Source organism: Prevotella sp. SGI.167 (assembly GCF_050313615.1).
Lineage (GTDB): Bacteria > Bacteroidota > Bacteroidia > Bacteroidales > Bacteroidaceae > Prevotella.
Genome location: NZ_JBNPLT010000005.1, coordinates 18309 through 32185 on the forward strand (window position 1 = coordinate 18309; position 13877 = coordinate 32185).

The 13877-nt window shown below is 43.5% G+C and carries 11 protein-coding genes; 4 read left to right on the top strand and 7 right to left on the bottom strand.

What is annotated here, in order from left to right; genetic code table 11:
* Window positions 1-19: 19 nt before the first annotated feature.
* Window positions 20-952, bottom strand: coding sequence for a helix-turn-helix transcriptional regulator (locus ACQRBJ_RS03955; protein ID WP_445302905.1), 933 nt, complete (start codon window positions 950-952; stop codon window positions 20-22).
* A gap of 150 nt (window positions 953-1102) precedes the next feature.
* Here ACQRBJ_RS03955 and ACQRBJ_RS03960 point away from each other — a divergent pair, with 150 nt between their 5' ends.
* Together ACQRBJ_RS03960 and ACQRBJ_RS03965 are read left to right on the top strand one after the other, a co-directional pair.
* Window positions 1103-2938 carry a DUF262 domain-containing protein gene (locus ACQRBJ_RS03960; RefSeq protein ID WP_445302906.1) on the top strand — a complete coding sequence of 612 codons (1836 nt, stop codon included), beginning with the start codon at window positions 1103-1105 and terminating at the stop codon, window positions 2936-2938.
* Window positions 2939-2947: 9 nt separating this feature from the next.
* Window positions 2948-4996, top strand: coding sequence for a DUF262 domain-containing protein (locus ACQRBJ_RS03965; protein WP_445302907.1), 2049 nt, complete (start codon window positions 2948-2950; stop codon window positions 4994-4996).
* Between the two features lie 174 nt (window positions 4997-5170).
* Here the strand turns inward: ACQRBJ_RS03965 and ACQRBJ_RS03970 are convergent, their stop codons facing one another.
* The 3 genes from ACQRBJ_RS03970 to ACQRBJ_RS03980 all read right to left on the bottom strand — a co-directional run bounded on the left by ACQRBJ_RS03970 (window position 5171) and on the right by ACQRBJ_RS03980 (window position 7524).
* Window positions 5171-5548: an HIRAN domain-containing protein gene (locus ACQRBJ_RS03970; protein WP_203049236.1), complete on the bottom strand. Its 378-nt coding sequence runs from the start codon at window positions 5546-5548 to the stop codon at window positions 5171-5173.
* Between the two features lie 454 nt (window positions 5549-6002).
* Entirely contained in the window at window positions 6003-7184 is a 1182-nt protein-coding gene (locus ACQRBJ_RS03975; RefSeq protein ID WP_445302908.1) for an MFS transporter, read from the bottom strand.
* A gap of 13 nt (window positions 7185-7197) precedes the next feature.
* Window positions 7198-7524, bottom strand: a complete 327-nt coding sequence (locus ACQRBJ_RS03980; protein WP_117664025.1) for a DMT family transporter — start codon at window positions 7522-7524, stop codon at window positions 7198-7200.
* 160 nt (window positions 7525-7684) lie between these two features.
* On the opposite strand from ACQRBJ_RS03980, the gene ACQRBJ_RS03985 reads away from it, so the two are divergent.
* A complete protein-coding gene (locus ACQRBJ_RS03985; RefSeq protein WP_445302909.1) occupies window positions 7685-8248 on the top strand; it encodes a Crp/Fnr family transcriptional regulator in 564 nt (187 codons plus the stop codon).
* 256 nt (window positions 8249-8504) lie between these two features.
* Window positions 8505-9794 (top strand): ATP-binding protein, encoded by a 1290-nt coding sequence (locus ACQRBJ_RS03990; protein ID WP_445302910.1) that lies wholly within the window; start codon window positions 8505-8507, stop codon window positions 9792-9794.
* A 19-nt stretch (window positions 9795-9813) separates the two neighbouring features.
* On the opposite strand, the gene ACQRBJ_RS03995 is transcribed toward ACQRBJ_RS03990, so the two are convergent.
* Genes ACQRBJ_RS03995 through ACQRBJ_RS04005 form a run of 3 tightly spaced genes read right to left on the bottom strand, consistent with a single transcriptional unit; the run spans window position 9814 to window position 13839 of the window.
* A complete protein-coding gene (locus ACQRBJ_RS03995; RefSeq protein ID WP_445302911.1) occupies window positions 9814-10863 on the bottom strand; it encodes a FecR family protein in 1050 nt (349 codons plus the stop codon).
* 11 nt (window positions 10864-10874) lie between these two features.
* A complete protein-coding gene (locus ACQRBJ_RS04000) occupies window positions 10875-11339 on the bottom strand; it encodes a sigma-70 family RNA polymerase sigma factor (protein ID WP_445302954.1) in 465 nt (154 codons plus the stop codon).
* 16 nt (window positions 11340-11355) lie between these two features.
* Window positions 11356-13839, bottom strand: a complete 2484-nt coding sequence (locus ACQRBJ_RS04005; RefSeq protein ID WP_445302912.1) for an outer membrane beta-barrel family protein — start codon at window positions 13837-13839, stop codon at window positions 11356-11358.
* Window positions 13840-13877: the final 38 nt, after the last annotated feature.

A 13877-nucleotide genomic window follows, 5' to 3' on the forward strand; every position in this document is an offset into this window, starting at 1 on the left:
AACTTGAACTGTTGCTATTCTATTTTTCATACATTCTCATTGCATCTCGATGCAAGTCGTGTATCTGTTCAGCCAACCATTTTGGTGAGAGGATTCTCAATTGGCTTCCCCGGCTCATTAAATATCCAAAGAAATCTACGGTAGGGCGCATAGTAATTTCAAAATCCATATAGTTGTCGCCTTTTGCGATAGTTTTTTGAGTTGAATGGAGAGGTAAATCTTTTACTCGATACTGTTCGTAATCGTAAGCTCTAAACCTAATTCGTTCAACAGCAGTTCCGTCGCCAATCAGCACTCCGTAATATTCCTTGAAGTAATCTTGAGCGTTGAAGTCTTGAGCTATCTCAAATTTGGTATCTGTTGATTCTATGCTTTTGATTCTGTCAAGTGAGAAAAGGGCATAGTAATCTTTTACTTCTTGGTTTTCTGCTTCTGTATAATGGAAGTGCCCCAATACATACCAACGTTGCTTATGCAATTTTATGCAATATGGCTCGATAGTATAGCTTTTGGCATCTGTATTGCCATACCTCTTGTAAAGAATGGTTATCTTGATGTTTCGTTTCATGGCATCAAGGATTAGTTTGAGGTTTTCGCCTTCATAGGGTACAGTTTCAAGCACGATCCTATCTTGAAGCGATACACATTCGCTAATAATATTATTGGATGCAAGTGTGGCTAACATCCAGTTTTGTATGGAGTCAGACTCTAATGCTTCAGGATTTCCAATAGAATATTTATATCCGTTTTTCCTGTTGCACTCGATATATATGCCAAAAATGTCTTCTATGGCATCTTTGTGTCGATTGAAGGTTGAACGAGCCAATTCTATTCCTTCGCTCATGTCCGTTTCAAGCCATTTCTTTTGAATATCTGCAAAAGAAATAGATTGGGCTTTGTTGATGGTGTTTACCAACCAAATGTATTCTTTGAATTTCGCTTGAGTTCTCATGTTATATACAATTTTATCTACATTAAGTAACGAGATTTTTGCTTTTTTATTGATTTATGATACATTTTTTCTTTTAAAAAAGAACTTGTCCTATGATTTGATACAAGTTTTTCTTATCTTTGTGCCGACATAACAATAATTTCATAAAATATGAACTATGATGAAGTAAAATTACGCAGTTTGATAGGCAAATGTCAATGGACTTTTGCCAAGACTATGCCTACGTGTCCTCATGAGTACATTGTGAGGAATAAATGCGCCTTGTCTGATGAGGAATTTGTCTTTTTTGTGCAGTCACAAAGAGAATTTGGTGTTCCACAACAATGGTGGAAATATAATTTTCCTTATCTGCATATTGATGGGTATAAGTATTGGACGATGGGAGATACCATAGAGAATACTACCATTATCAATAGGGCGAAAGACGATAATTCGCAAATACATATAGTTGAGCAACAGTCAGTAGAACAACAATCCCAAAAGGATAAGCTTACGTTGTCTATAACTACTATTGGTGATTTGCTTCTTCGCCAAACGATTTCGAATGGTGGGGAACACATTAATGGTGTAAATCTGTCGATTCCGATCTATCAGCGTCCATATAAGTGGACTGCTCGTAATGCAATACAGTTGCTTGATGATATTATCGAAGCGATGAATGACAATAAAGAAAGTTACAGGATTGGTACTCTGATTCTTCATCGAGCATCAAGCCAAGACTCGTATGATATAGTTGATGGATTGCAGAGAATCATTACGTTCTCTTTGTTGTTAAAGGTATTGGGGAAGAACGATATAGCTTTTCTCCAGCAAGAATTATATGATAATGAGTATAATGCCCGTAATATATCCAATAATTATCGAGCATTGGAACGACGCATCAGCAAACCTGATTTGAAAGAAAGCCAACAACAGAAAGAAGACTATTATGTAAAGGAACGGGAGTGTAGAAGACTGGAAGAATTTGTAGAGAACAGATGTGAACTTATTGTTGTTGTCACATCTGACGTTTCTGAAGCCTTTCAGTTCTTTGACTCTCAGAATGCTCGTGGCAAAGCCTTATATCCACATGATTTGCTGAAAGCTTATCATTTGCGTGAAATGATTGATATAGAAGAGAATGAAGTTGAAAGAATCGTCAAGGGATGGGAACAAATATCTCAAAGTGGTTTGGCAGATTTTTTCGGAAACTATCTGTATCGTATCAAAGAATGGGTAAATGGCAATAGGGCAGAAGTGTTGGATGAACGTAATATCCACATGTTCAAGGGGATTACTCGTTCTGCACGAACTCCTTATGCTCAATTCTATAAGAGTGCTTATTGTTATGCAGATATGGTAAATTCTTCTGCTATGCCATTCGTTTCTGGAACTCGCAATATCAATGCATTTCAATTGGACGCTCCAATTATAGCAGGCAAACCTTTCTTTGAATATACGAAGCATTATTATGCCATACTAAAGGACATTCGAGATAACAGCAAGTACGAGGGGTTCTATATCAACGACAATATTATAGTGAAGACATTGGATCGCTATTTCAAGAATGGAGTAGGCAATGGTATTGCCCGGTTGCTGTTTGATACTTCAGTTCTCCTGTATGTAGATAGGTTTTGTCCGGAGTCATATCCAACCAAAGAAGATATGGAGCTATTTGAGCAATTTGTCGTTTATGCCTTTGTTTGGGCTTATTCGCTTAGAGCACAATATACAAATTTGGGATGGCTTTCTGCTCAGAATTTCATTATGGAAACTAATGAGAATTTGAAGAATTCATTTAATATGTACAAGTTGATAGCCAGGCAGGATACTCCCACTACATTACTCAGCATGTTGGCAGATAAGCTAACCCCTTTGGCTGATAGCGACATAAAGGATGGGAAAAAGAATGGCAGAACAAATGCCGGGAATTTGAAAGAGTATGATGGCGATGGAGTCTATCTGAATTATCTCTATTTCTTTAAAGTAAATCGTTTTTATAAATAGTAGAAGACAATGAAAGATTTGAAAAGTATTTTGAAAGAGTGTTCTATTAAGGAAATCTATTGCGATAATCACGGAGCACCTATTACATACGTAATTCCAATCTACCAACGTAACTATGCGTGGGAACGAGATGAAATCTGTGCTTTGATAAAAGATGTCCATGATTCTATGGATATGGGCAAAACGGTTTATTACATAGGTACTCTTGTCACTTATAAGCGTGATGAGAACAAATATGAGGTGATAGATGGTCAACAGCGTTTGACTACGATTTACCTCATACTTAGAGCTTTGGGAGTACAGGACATTTATAATCGCTTGACTTATTCGGCACGAAAAGCTTCTGCTTCTACGATAAAGGCATTATCAGGGCGTGGAGAGAAAGAGGATCTTAGTGAGATGCCTGACCTTGGTATCAAGAATGGCTTCGAGTCCGCAAAAGCAGGATTGAATGAGATTGTTGGTTTGGCTCAAACTGATGTGGATAAATTCAAAGAGTATTTCTTGAATCATGTCCATATCATACATTATCGAGTGCCGAAGGATGTGGATTTGAACCATTATTTTGAGGTGATGAATTCTCGTGGCGAACAGCTGGAGAAGCATGAGATTGTTAAGGCAAAATTGAGTGAGCAATTTATCGGGGATAATACCTCGATGGAAAAGTTCAGCCGTATCTGGGAAGCATGTAGTGATATGTGCTTCTACGTTCAGCAAAAAATGTCTGATATGAAAACTGTTTTTGGTGAGAACATGGATAGTTTCGTCTTAGAGTCGTTTGAGGCATTTGCCGACATGCCAGCTAATGCAGGTAATTCTTTGGGTAGAAAAACGATTGCTGAGTTGTTGGATACTCCTGTTAGGCCTGTGCCCCAGAGTACGATGTTAGATGAAAATGATAGATTTCAACCGATCATAGACTTTCCTAATTTCCTCTTGATTGTGTTGAAGATTACGAGAATGAAGGAACAAGGATTTGATCCTTTGAAATTATCTCTTGATGACAAGGAACTGCTTCATGAGTTTGAGAAGATTAACATCACGGCTGATTTCGTAAAGCGGTTTGCTTATAATCTGTTGAAGGCTAAGTATTTCTTGGATAATTATGTGGTTCATCATACGCTCGGTGAGGACCGTATTTCAGAAAATCCGTGGAAGTTGCAGCGTTACTATAAAAATGGAAATGCTGTCTATCTGAAGGATTTGTCGGAAGACAAACCCATGCAGGCAGAGCTGGTACAGTTGCTGTCTATGTTTGAGGTAACTTTTACGGCGAAGCAACGCAAGAACTACCTGTTCTATTGTCTGTACCATTTGTTTGAGAACGATAATATGAGTGATTATCTCGTCTTTATGAGAGATTTGGCTGATAAGTATTTCTTTGATGTGTATCTGAATGCGGAAAAACTCAATGAAAGAAACCAGCCAAAGCCTAATAGCTTTGATGACACGATGATACGAAATGGACATCTGAATGTAGAACTGGAAAATGTAGAACGAGACTTTAATCGCATCTATCCTAAGGGAGCGCCCAATATACCTCTCTATGTGTTTGATTATACAGACTATAAAATATGGAGAAAGTATGCGGAGGAGCTACGTGGAGAAAAAGCTAAGAAAGGAGATGCAAAACGTATAGGATTCTTTCAAGATTTGGGATGTAGTGATTTTGAATTAGAGGTATTTAATAACTTCTATTTCTCTCGAACTCGTAAGAGCCTTGAACATTATTATCCTCAGGCTAAGGCTGGTAGTGATAAACCTGTCAGCTCAGAAGATAGCAATTGTTTTGGAAACTTTGCCATGATTGGTTCCGATGCTAATAGCTCTGGTTCTGACTGGAATCCAATTGATAAGAAAAACCGTTATTTGGATTCAAAGTCAAATCAAGTTAGTACAGCATCTCTAAAGTTCAGAATCATGTTGCAAATATGTCAAGACAATTATGATGATGGGATTAAGAATGAGACGGCTAAACGTCCTTTTGGATTGGAATGGAATGTGGATGATATGAATGAACATCAAGAAAAAGTGCTTAAAATCGTCATGAAAAGATAATAGTATAAGATACTGATTATTTTGTAAATAAGAATAAGGGACAGGAAATCCTCCCGAAGCCTGCATCCGAAGACCGACGTGTGAGAGGCGTATCCTGTCCCTTTGTAGGTAAGCACAGAAAGGTCAAGGCCACGTCGCACCATACAGGTCCCTACGACCTGGCCGATTTTAGGGTTAGCTTTCGACACAATTCTGTGCTTGTTGGTTTTGCTTGATGCGAATGGTCAAGCGAATTTGGTTCTCGTAATGAGCATCTTCGTTGATTTTGCTGATGCGGCATTCAAAGACAGATGCCCACCCCATTTCCAATAATTGGGCAATCTCTGTATTGGAAGTGCGAGGAAGATAGCCTAGCAGATATTCCTCTTTCTCGTTGTTATCTGCCACCTTAGAATAAACCACAGCGACAGCATTCTTGTCGTATGGGTTCTCTTGGTCTCTTTGTAATTCAAGCAGAGTGCCGACCTTCAACTCTTCCCAAACTTCATTGGCATCATGATATTGGCGACCTGCGAGATGACATTCCTTGAAAAATATCTTTTTTCTCTTCATAACTTTACTATTTTGATTTCTGTGTGCAAAGTTAGCTTGCACTTGTGCCAATTCGTGGGACAGCAAGTCTTTATTTTATGTATTTAGAGGAAATATTTTAAAGTATATGTTGCAAAATACAAAATAATCCTTTTCCTCGAACAGCAGGCGATAAATATAATACTATACTATTTCGGCACATTTGTCGGGCAAGCCTTTGGTGGGATAGAAGCCACAACTTCCTTGAATTTCTCCTTCGTAATCTATCACCCAATATTCTGCATTTGCATTTAAGCATTATCCATCTTCTTGATTGGACGGATGATAAAACCATCTTTTGTCGCCATATTGTTATCGGTTTGTTTCCTATTCCTACAAAGATTCTCTTTGTTTTCAGGCAATGAGTCTGTAGCCATTCCATTTACCATGGTCTGCATTACAATATTCAGGCTGAAAGAATATTTGACATCCACCCTTATGCCGTTTTAGAGTTGAAGCAATTAACAAGCAAGGAAGCTGCGGTAAAGGCAACTCCTACTCCTACCACACCCGTCCATCCATAATGTTGCCAGAATAGACCTGAAACAAATGTACCGGCAGAACCTCCTAAGAAGTAAATGGTCATATAAACGGTATTGACCCGGTTGATGGCGGATGTGTCAAGAGCGACCACGCTGGTCTGATTTGACAGATGGATGCTTTGCATTCCGGCATCAATCAAGAGGATGGCGATTATCATCCACAAGTAACTGTCATTTCCCCAAAATGCCAACAACCATGCAAACAGGATGACGCATCCTCCGACAATAGAGAAGAATCTTGCGCCATACTTTTGGATATATCCGCTGATGAAAACCACCGTGGATGCACCTGCCAATCCGCACAAACCGAGTGCTCCGATAATATCGTCGCTTGCAAAGAAAGGCTCTTGCTTCATTCGGAAAGCAAGGCAACTCCACAAGGCAAAGAACGAGCCATAAGCCAATGCCGCCCTCAACGACGCGATACGCAAGTACGGGTATTTGGAAAATAGGCGCAACAAGGATTTCCACAGCCCTGCATAACTTTCTCGTGAACGGGCAGGCAACACGGGCAGCATTTTGTGAATCATCAGAAAACACCCGAGCATAAACACGCAAGCCACAAAATAGACAGTACGCCATCCCCATATATCGGCGAGAAAACCACTGAATACCCGTGACCCAAGAATGCCTATGAGCAAACAGGACTGTATAATCCCCACGTTGCGCACCTTGTGGTCTGGAGCTGAATTATACGACACCAACGGAATGAAGAACTGCGGCATGACCGAAGATGCCCCGGCAAGCAAGGATGCGCCCCACACCCAGTAGATGTTCGGGGCGAGTGCTATGGCAAGCAAGGCGCACGAAGAAACGATGTAATTGGTCAATATCAGTCTCTTTCGTGAAACCAGGTCGCCAAGCGGAATGACAAATACAAGCCCTGCCACATAGCCTATCTGGGTCAATGTCGCCACCATGCTGGCGGAAAAATCGCTTACCGCGAAATCCTTAGCCATGCTGCCCAACAGAGGCTGGTTATAATAGCAGTTGGCAACGGAAAGCCCGGTAGCGACTGCCATCAGCGCCAGCAGAGGCGCCGAAATGCCTTGGTTCTCCCTCAATTCATACTTCATCTTCTGCCTCCTTTCAATATGATACGATTTTCAATCCAATCAGGGAAGCAATAAGCGTGAACAGAAAGAAAAGACGGATGGGAGAGGCCGGCTCCTTGAAGACGAATATCCCTATCAAGACCGTGCCGACCGCCCCGATACCCGTCCAAATGGCGTATGCCGTTCCCAAAGGTAAAGTCTGAACCGCCTTGGCAAGCAGGGTCATGCTCAATACTGTGGAAGCCAAGAAGCCGCTACCCCACAGATAAAAAACAAGTCCTGACGCAGCTCTCGCTTTACCCAAGCAGAATGTAAGGCTCACCTCAAACAATCCTGCCAATAATAAGATTATCCAATTCATAACTATGATTTATTAAATTCAGGTGCAAAAGTAAGTAAATAATCTCTAATTGCTTTTTTCATTTGGTAAAAACTGATTTTACATTTGCAAAAAAACAGCCGTTCATTTCCGTTTTTATGTGCAATTTTATAATTTTGCACACCAAATACAACAATGAGTTATGGATATAAAGGAAATCATCAATCAAAGATATGCCATGCCGGATGCGTCTTTGGATAGATTGCGGCAATGCCTGAGTGAGGTTTCGTACCCCAAAGGATTCCGCGTGTTGGAAAACGGCAAGATAGAAAAGGATATCTTTTTTATCAAGAACGGCATTGTCCGCGCTTACACTTCGGTGGACGGGAAAGAAATCACCTTTTGGATTGGCAAGGAAGGAGCGACCCTTGTTTCCATGAAAGGATACGTGAACGATGAGCCGGGATATGAGACGATGGAGCTGATGGAAGATTCTGTCTTATACGTATTGAAGAAGAAAAAGCTGAAAGAATTGTTTACGGAAGACTTGCATATTGCCAATTGGGGACGGCGTTATGCGGAGATGGAATTGCTTGCCACCGAGGAACGGCTGATTTCCATGTTGTCCGCCATTGCTTCGGAACGGTACAAAGAGTTGTTAGAGAAAGAACCCGATTTGTTGCAACGGTTGCCGTTGGGAAACATTGCTACCTATTTAGGTATAACACAGGCAAGTCTGAGCCGGATCAGGGCACAAATAAAGTGACGTAATTCAGCGGATATTCCATATTTTATATTACTCAAAGCTCAAAGCCATGAGCAAAATTACAAATGTTCCCTCAGAAATGCGAAACTTGAATTAAAAATACAAGATTGGGATAAAGAAAGAACAAACTTTCCTTTTGAAAAGGAAATAATTGCCGATTTCTTTCCTTTTTAGAAGGAAAGTTTGTATCTTTGCAACCGAGTGTAGGAATCTACATATTAACAATAAAATAATCAGCAATAAAGAAGGAACACAAATGGAACTACGCAGCACATTTCAGTCAATCATTTCCTTGCACCAAGAGGAATTACCTTTTGCCTTGCAAGAGAGAAGCACCCAACTTCCGTTGGATGGAAACCGCATCGTGACTGTTACTGGCATTCGCCGTTGCGGAAAGTCATCATTATTGGGACTTACGATTAATCGCCTGCTACAACAAGGAATTCCAAAAGAGCACATCCTCTATGTAGGCTTCGACGATGAACGTTTTCTTTCCATGTCGCCCGAAAACTTCGATGAATTGCTGCAAGCTTATCGTGAAATGTATCCTGATACATCGCTTAAGGATGTTTATATGTTTTTTGATGAGATACAACTCATAGAGGGATGGGAACTCTTTGTTCTCCGGGTGTATAAGAATTATTGCAAGCATATCTATGTAACAGGTAGCACAGCCAAGATGCTTTCAGAAGAAATGGCTTCCGCTTTGCGAGGATGGCCTGACGAATATCGCGAGTATCCTTTGAGTTTCAAGGAATATTTGGCGTTCAAAGGCACCAAGGCAAATCCATTTAGCGAAGCTGGAAAGGCAAAGTTGGCAGTTTCCTTCCGAGGATATTGCGAGGAGGGCGGTTTTCCAGAGGTAGTTCTCGAAAAAAGCAAGATGGAAAAAGTCAAAATCCTGCAGTCTTACTTCAACACCATGCTCTTCAGGGATATGGTGGAGCATTATCATATCGGAGCTTCTCCTTCGGTGGTGCGTTATTTCTTAAAGCGTGTGATGAACAATCTCACGAAGCCGACTAGCGTGAACAATATTTATAACGACTTGAAATCGCAAGGCTTAAAGGTCTCCAAGGATTCCCTCTATCTGTGGCTCGACTATGCTTGCAACATTTTCATGTTTCGCAAAGTGGAAAAATACGATAAGTCGATGGTAAAACAGCGTTCTGCCAAGTATTATGTGGCTGACATTGCCCTGCGCAATGCCGTATTATTGCCTGAGAGCGAAGATGCAGGCAAGGCTTTGGAGAATATTGTTTATCTCAACTTGGAGAGAACGCTTGGAGAAGAGGACGGGATATTCTACTTCTATGAATCGAAGGAATGCGACTTTGTTGTGAAAAAGGGCGAGCGTGTAACTGAGCTGATACAAGTCTGCTGGACATTGAATGATGATAACGTAGAACGAGAGATAGGAGGCTTGATAGCTGCCTCCTCCGTTACAGGCTGCAAACAGGGTAAAATCATCACTTTCTCCCAACGGGAGACCTTCGAACGAGACGGGATAAGGATTGAGGTTATGCCAATATGGGAGATGGAATAGGAATAGGCAAAATCATGGCTTAAAGCACCATGATCTTGCCCTTTTCCATTCTGACTTTTGCCACACCCATCTCGTTCAGCGCCGTGATGATTTCCTGCAGGCTTGCCCTGCGGGAGAAGCGGAAGTGGATGAGCTTATCCATATTCGCCTGGGACTGGAAGACTACGGTTTTGTTGTACCAGGCTCCGATGTCGCTCATCGCCTCTGCCAGCGTAACCTGATCCATATCGAAATCGCCCTCCAGCCAGTCGGAGGCTGAAGAGGAAGCCTTAGACACCACTATCTTATCCACCTGGAGCGTAGCTGTCTGCCCCGGGCGCATCTCTACCTCCGTATCGGCATTGCTCACCTTCACCTTGCCTTCCATCAAGGTTACCTTTGGGGCATCCTTGCGATAGGCTTTCACATCGAATATGGTACCTAATACCTGCGTCTGCATCTCGCCCGCCTTTACCACGAAAGGCCGATGAGGGTTCTTGGTTACCTCGAAATGAGCCTCGCCCTTCAGACGGACTTCCCGGACTTCTGCATCATCGAAAGATGCAGGATATTCGAGCATAGAATTGGCGTTGAGCATCACCCTGGTGCCATCGCTCAGCGTTACCAATGTGGTGGTTGCTGCTGGGGTAGAAACCACGCAATAGCCATCGCTCAGGGTCTGCTCCACCTGCTTGGGAGAAGTGACCTCCGAGAAAAGCTCCATGGAGAACTCCGTAGGCTGAGAAATCTCCTGGGATGAACGGAAAATAAAAAGGAATAGGCTTGCCGCTACTGCAACAGATGCCGTAATCCAAGTCAGGATTCGGGCTTTATCTATCTTTTTCTCAGACAATTCATCTTCTGCCTTCTGTAGATGTTCCTTCTCTGAAGAAATATGCTTCTGCTCGAAGGCTTCCCAAGCCGCCAGCGTTTCTTCCTTCGAAGGCTCATCGCCCAAGGCTTCCCCGAATATCTGGGAAAGCCGGGCATCAGAAACATTTTCTGAAACTTTCTCAGAAGCATTCTCAGAAACATTTTCTGATACAGAATCCATTCTATAATCCAGTTCTTGATCTTGATTCTTATTCATGATTTTTCCTCCTAATTCTCTATGTTTGTATGCTTCATTCGCTCGCGCAAGGTGGCGAGTGCCTTGGAAATATGCTTCTTCACGGTGTTGGGACTGATGCCCAGCCTGTCGGCTGCCTGCTGATAGGTGAGATGCTCGAAATAGCAGAGGCGGAGAATCGTGCAGGTGGGTTCCTTCAGCTCCCTCGCTATCTGCTCCGCCTGTTGCAGCAGGCGCTCGTGCTCCTCATACCGGGTACTCATATCATACCGGGTGGCCTCTATCAGCGCCTCTACGTTGGTCTGTTCCACCTGCTGGTGCTTGAGCCAGTTGAGACAGGCATTTCTCACCGATGCATAGAGCCAGCTCCTCCTTGTTTCCATCTGCAAGGAGGAGAATTGGTTCCACGCCTTCTCGAAAACATCTCCCACAACGTCACAGGCCTCGTTGCCGTCTCCCAAAAGGGACACGGCATAACGCACCAATCGAGGATACATTTCCAGGAATAGCTGCTTAAAGTCGTTGTTTTTCGCTCTGTCCTGCGCCACTACCTTTATATTTATTTCTCGTTGCATTGAATGTGTATCTCACACAGATGCCAACTTTCTGATTATCTGCGTATCGGGTAAACGTGCGATGCGACTGCGTGCCGTTTGCCTCGAAATAATAATATCCTGTATGCAAGAGGTCTTGCAATACAAACATCACCTTGAGGGCATCATTCTTCATGAAATTCCTGGAAACCCGGAACTGCATGTTGCCCATACATTTCTTTATTCCGATTCCCATCTCCGCCCTCGTGCTGACATTGCCCGAAAGATTCATGAACCACCGGTGGGGAAGCCTCAGATTATTGTTCATACTGAATGTAAACTGAGGCTGGTTTTTGCCAAACTCGGGGATATTGAGATGATCTACATTATCATGACTGTAGTAGACACTCGCCGTGAGGTTAGGATACCAGATTCCAAACGAAGGCGCCACACGGATATTGGCTCCACAATAGTAGGAATGAGGCACCGAAGCCATCGTCTCCAAAAGCACACTCGGATGGTTCACCTCGTCGTAAGGCTTGTACCAGGTCATGTACATGTCGAGCACATAATTGTAGTAGGCCATGAACGACAGCCACTTGTAATTGCCCGACAGGTTGAAACTGTGCTGCTTCTGAGGTTTGAGATGAGGGTCGCCCGACTTGTACTCGTACTTGCTTTCGTAGTCGATGCTGCTCTGAAGCATGACGTAGATAGGACTGTACTTGTTCAGACGATAGGAGAAGGCAAGATTCAGATTATCCTTGCTGTAGCCGATGGATGCAAATGGAATCCAATCCCTGTAGCTGGGACTCTGTTCCGCCTGCAGCACATCCTTCTCGTAATAATCGGTCTTCTGGTATTCGTATCGCAAACCGGCTCCATAGTTCATGTGTCCGCTGTTCAGATAATACTCCAGGAATCCGGCATAGATAGACTGACGGATGTGATTGAAGGCATCGGCAGAAAAGCCGCTCTGGATGAAGTCGTTGTGGCGGTTGGTAAACATCTCTTCCGTTCCGAAAGAAAGCCTACCCTTCCACAAAGGTCCCGACACCACCAGCTTGGCAGCATAGAGATTACTCCTCACCTTGCTCTCTGATTCCGCATCCAGCTGTCCGTCGTTTATCGCCGTCTGGGACCTCTGACTCACCTTGTTATAGAAGTCGCCATTGAAATTGATGTTCCATTTGCCGAAATCACCATTATAATAGGCATTCACGCTATGCGACCAATGGGGCTTGCGTTTCGAAAACAGATCTACGCCCATGCTTTCCGTCAGTTTGCCATCCTCCCACACATCGGTTGCTCCCCAGCTGTGGGTGTAGTTGTTACCTATTATATTGGTTGTCTCATAGCGCATACCCAGCGATTGCTTCTCGGAAATCTCATAGTTGAAACCTGCGTTCATAAGAATCTCTCCACCAAGGGTTTTCGTGGTTCTGCGGCTGTTGAATTCCCAGTCGCTGGTGGTATGGAGCTGGGTTTCGGAATGGGCGGTGGTGTGCGAGCGATTCAATCCCACTCCCACTTCGCCGAAGATATCGAGTCCGCCCGTACGATAGTTCAACTGCACATCATCAAAAGTATGAGGCGAATAACGGCCCTGCATATATTCAGAATAAAGGCTTCCGCTCAAGCCCTGTCCGCGCTTGCGAACGGCACGCAGACGGATTACGGCATTGGTCTTGGAACTATACTGCGCTCCGGGAACGGTAACGATTTCTGCCTTCAGAATATCCTTGGCGCTCAATCGCTTGAGTTCGTTCAGATTCTCCAGTTTCCTGCCGTTGAGATAAATCTCGGGCGCTCCACGACCGATAATTTCCCAACTCCCTGCTTCGCCCGAAACGAATGGCAACTGGCTGATCATATCTTCGGCAGAGCCCAGTTCGCCCAGGATGGTACCTGATACCAGGGTAGTGAAGGCTCCGTCCTTATACACCACATTGGGGCGGGTACTCTTGATGGTTACCGCCTTCAGCTGCTGGGTGTCGGGATGCAGACCGATGTGCATGGTAGGCTTGCAGGCCAGGGTCTGCGACTTATAGCCCACAAACGAAACCTTCAGCATTACATCCTTATCGGCATAAGGAAGTACAAAGCTTCCATCCTCCGCCGTTACGCAACCTGCCACATAAGCCTTGCTGACGGAGGAAATCAACACCACGTTGGCAAAAGGGAGAGGCTGCTGGTGCTCATCCACTACGCGGCCCTTGATCTGTTCCACCCGGGTTGTCTTGCCCGTGTATTGAACGGCAAAATAGGTGTTGTGCTCTACGAAGGAGAAAGGTTTCCCTTGCAGCACCATCTCCAGGGCTTCCTTCTGTCGCTTAGCCTGGATATTGGCAGTAACGCGATATTGGTCGGTAGCCTGATAGGCAAAGAGGATATTCTTCTCGCCCGCCTTTTCAATCTTCTTCAACACGGAAGTAAGCGTTTCGTTATGCACCTGAAAGGTCATACCTCTGCTTTGAGCAAATAGGGAAATGCTCAAGACAA

Bases quoted from the DNA above. Each gene is read 5' to 3' on its own strand.
- ACQRBJ_RS03955 (WP_445302905.1), bottom strand. From the start codon at position 952: ATGAGAACTCAAGCGAAATTCAAAGAATACATTTGGTTGGTAAACACC.
- ACQRBJ_RS03960 (WP_445302906.1), top strand. From the start codon at position 1,103: ATGAACTATGATGAAGTAAAATTACGCAGTTTGATAGGCAAATGTCAA.
- ACQRBJ_RS03965 (WP_445302907.1), top strand. From the start codon at position 2,948: ATGAAAGATTTGAAAAGTATTTTGAAAGAGTGTTCTATTAAGGAAATC.
- ACQRBJ_RS03970 (WP_203049236.1), bottom strand. From the start codon at position 5,548: ATGAAGAGAAAAAAGATATTTTTCAAGGAATGTCATCTCGCAGGTCGC.
- ACQRBJ_RS03975 (WP_445302908.1), bottom strand. From the start codon at position 7,184: ATGAAGTATGAATTGAGGGAGAACCAAGGCATTTCGGCGCCTCTGCTG.
- ACQRBJ_RS03980 (WP_117664025.1), bottom strand. From the start codon at position 7,524: ATGAATTGGATAATCTTATTATTGGCAGGATTGTTTGAGGTGAGCCTT.
- ACQRBJ_RS03985 (WP_445302909.1), top strand. From the start codon at position 7,685: ATGGATATAAAGGAAATCATCAATCAAAGATATGCCATGCCGGATGCG.
- ACQRBJ_RS03990 (WP_445302910.1), top strand. From the start codon at position 8,505: ATGGAACTACGCAGCACATTTCAGTCAATCATTTCCTTGCACCAAGAG.
- ACQRBJ_RS03995 (WP_445302911.1), bottom strand. From the start codon at position 10,863: ATGAATAAGAATCAAGATCAAGAACTGGATTATAGAATGGATTCTGTA.
- ACQRBJ_RS04000 (WP_445302954.1), bottom strand. From the start codon at position 11,339: ATGTATCCTCGATTGGTGCGTTATGCCGTGTCCCTTTTGGGAGACGGC.
- ACQRBJ_RS04005 (WP_445302912.1), bottom strand. From the start codon at position 13,839: ATGACCTTTCAGGTGCATAACGAAACGCTTACTTCCGTGTTGAAGAAG.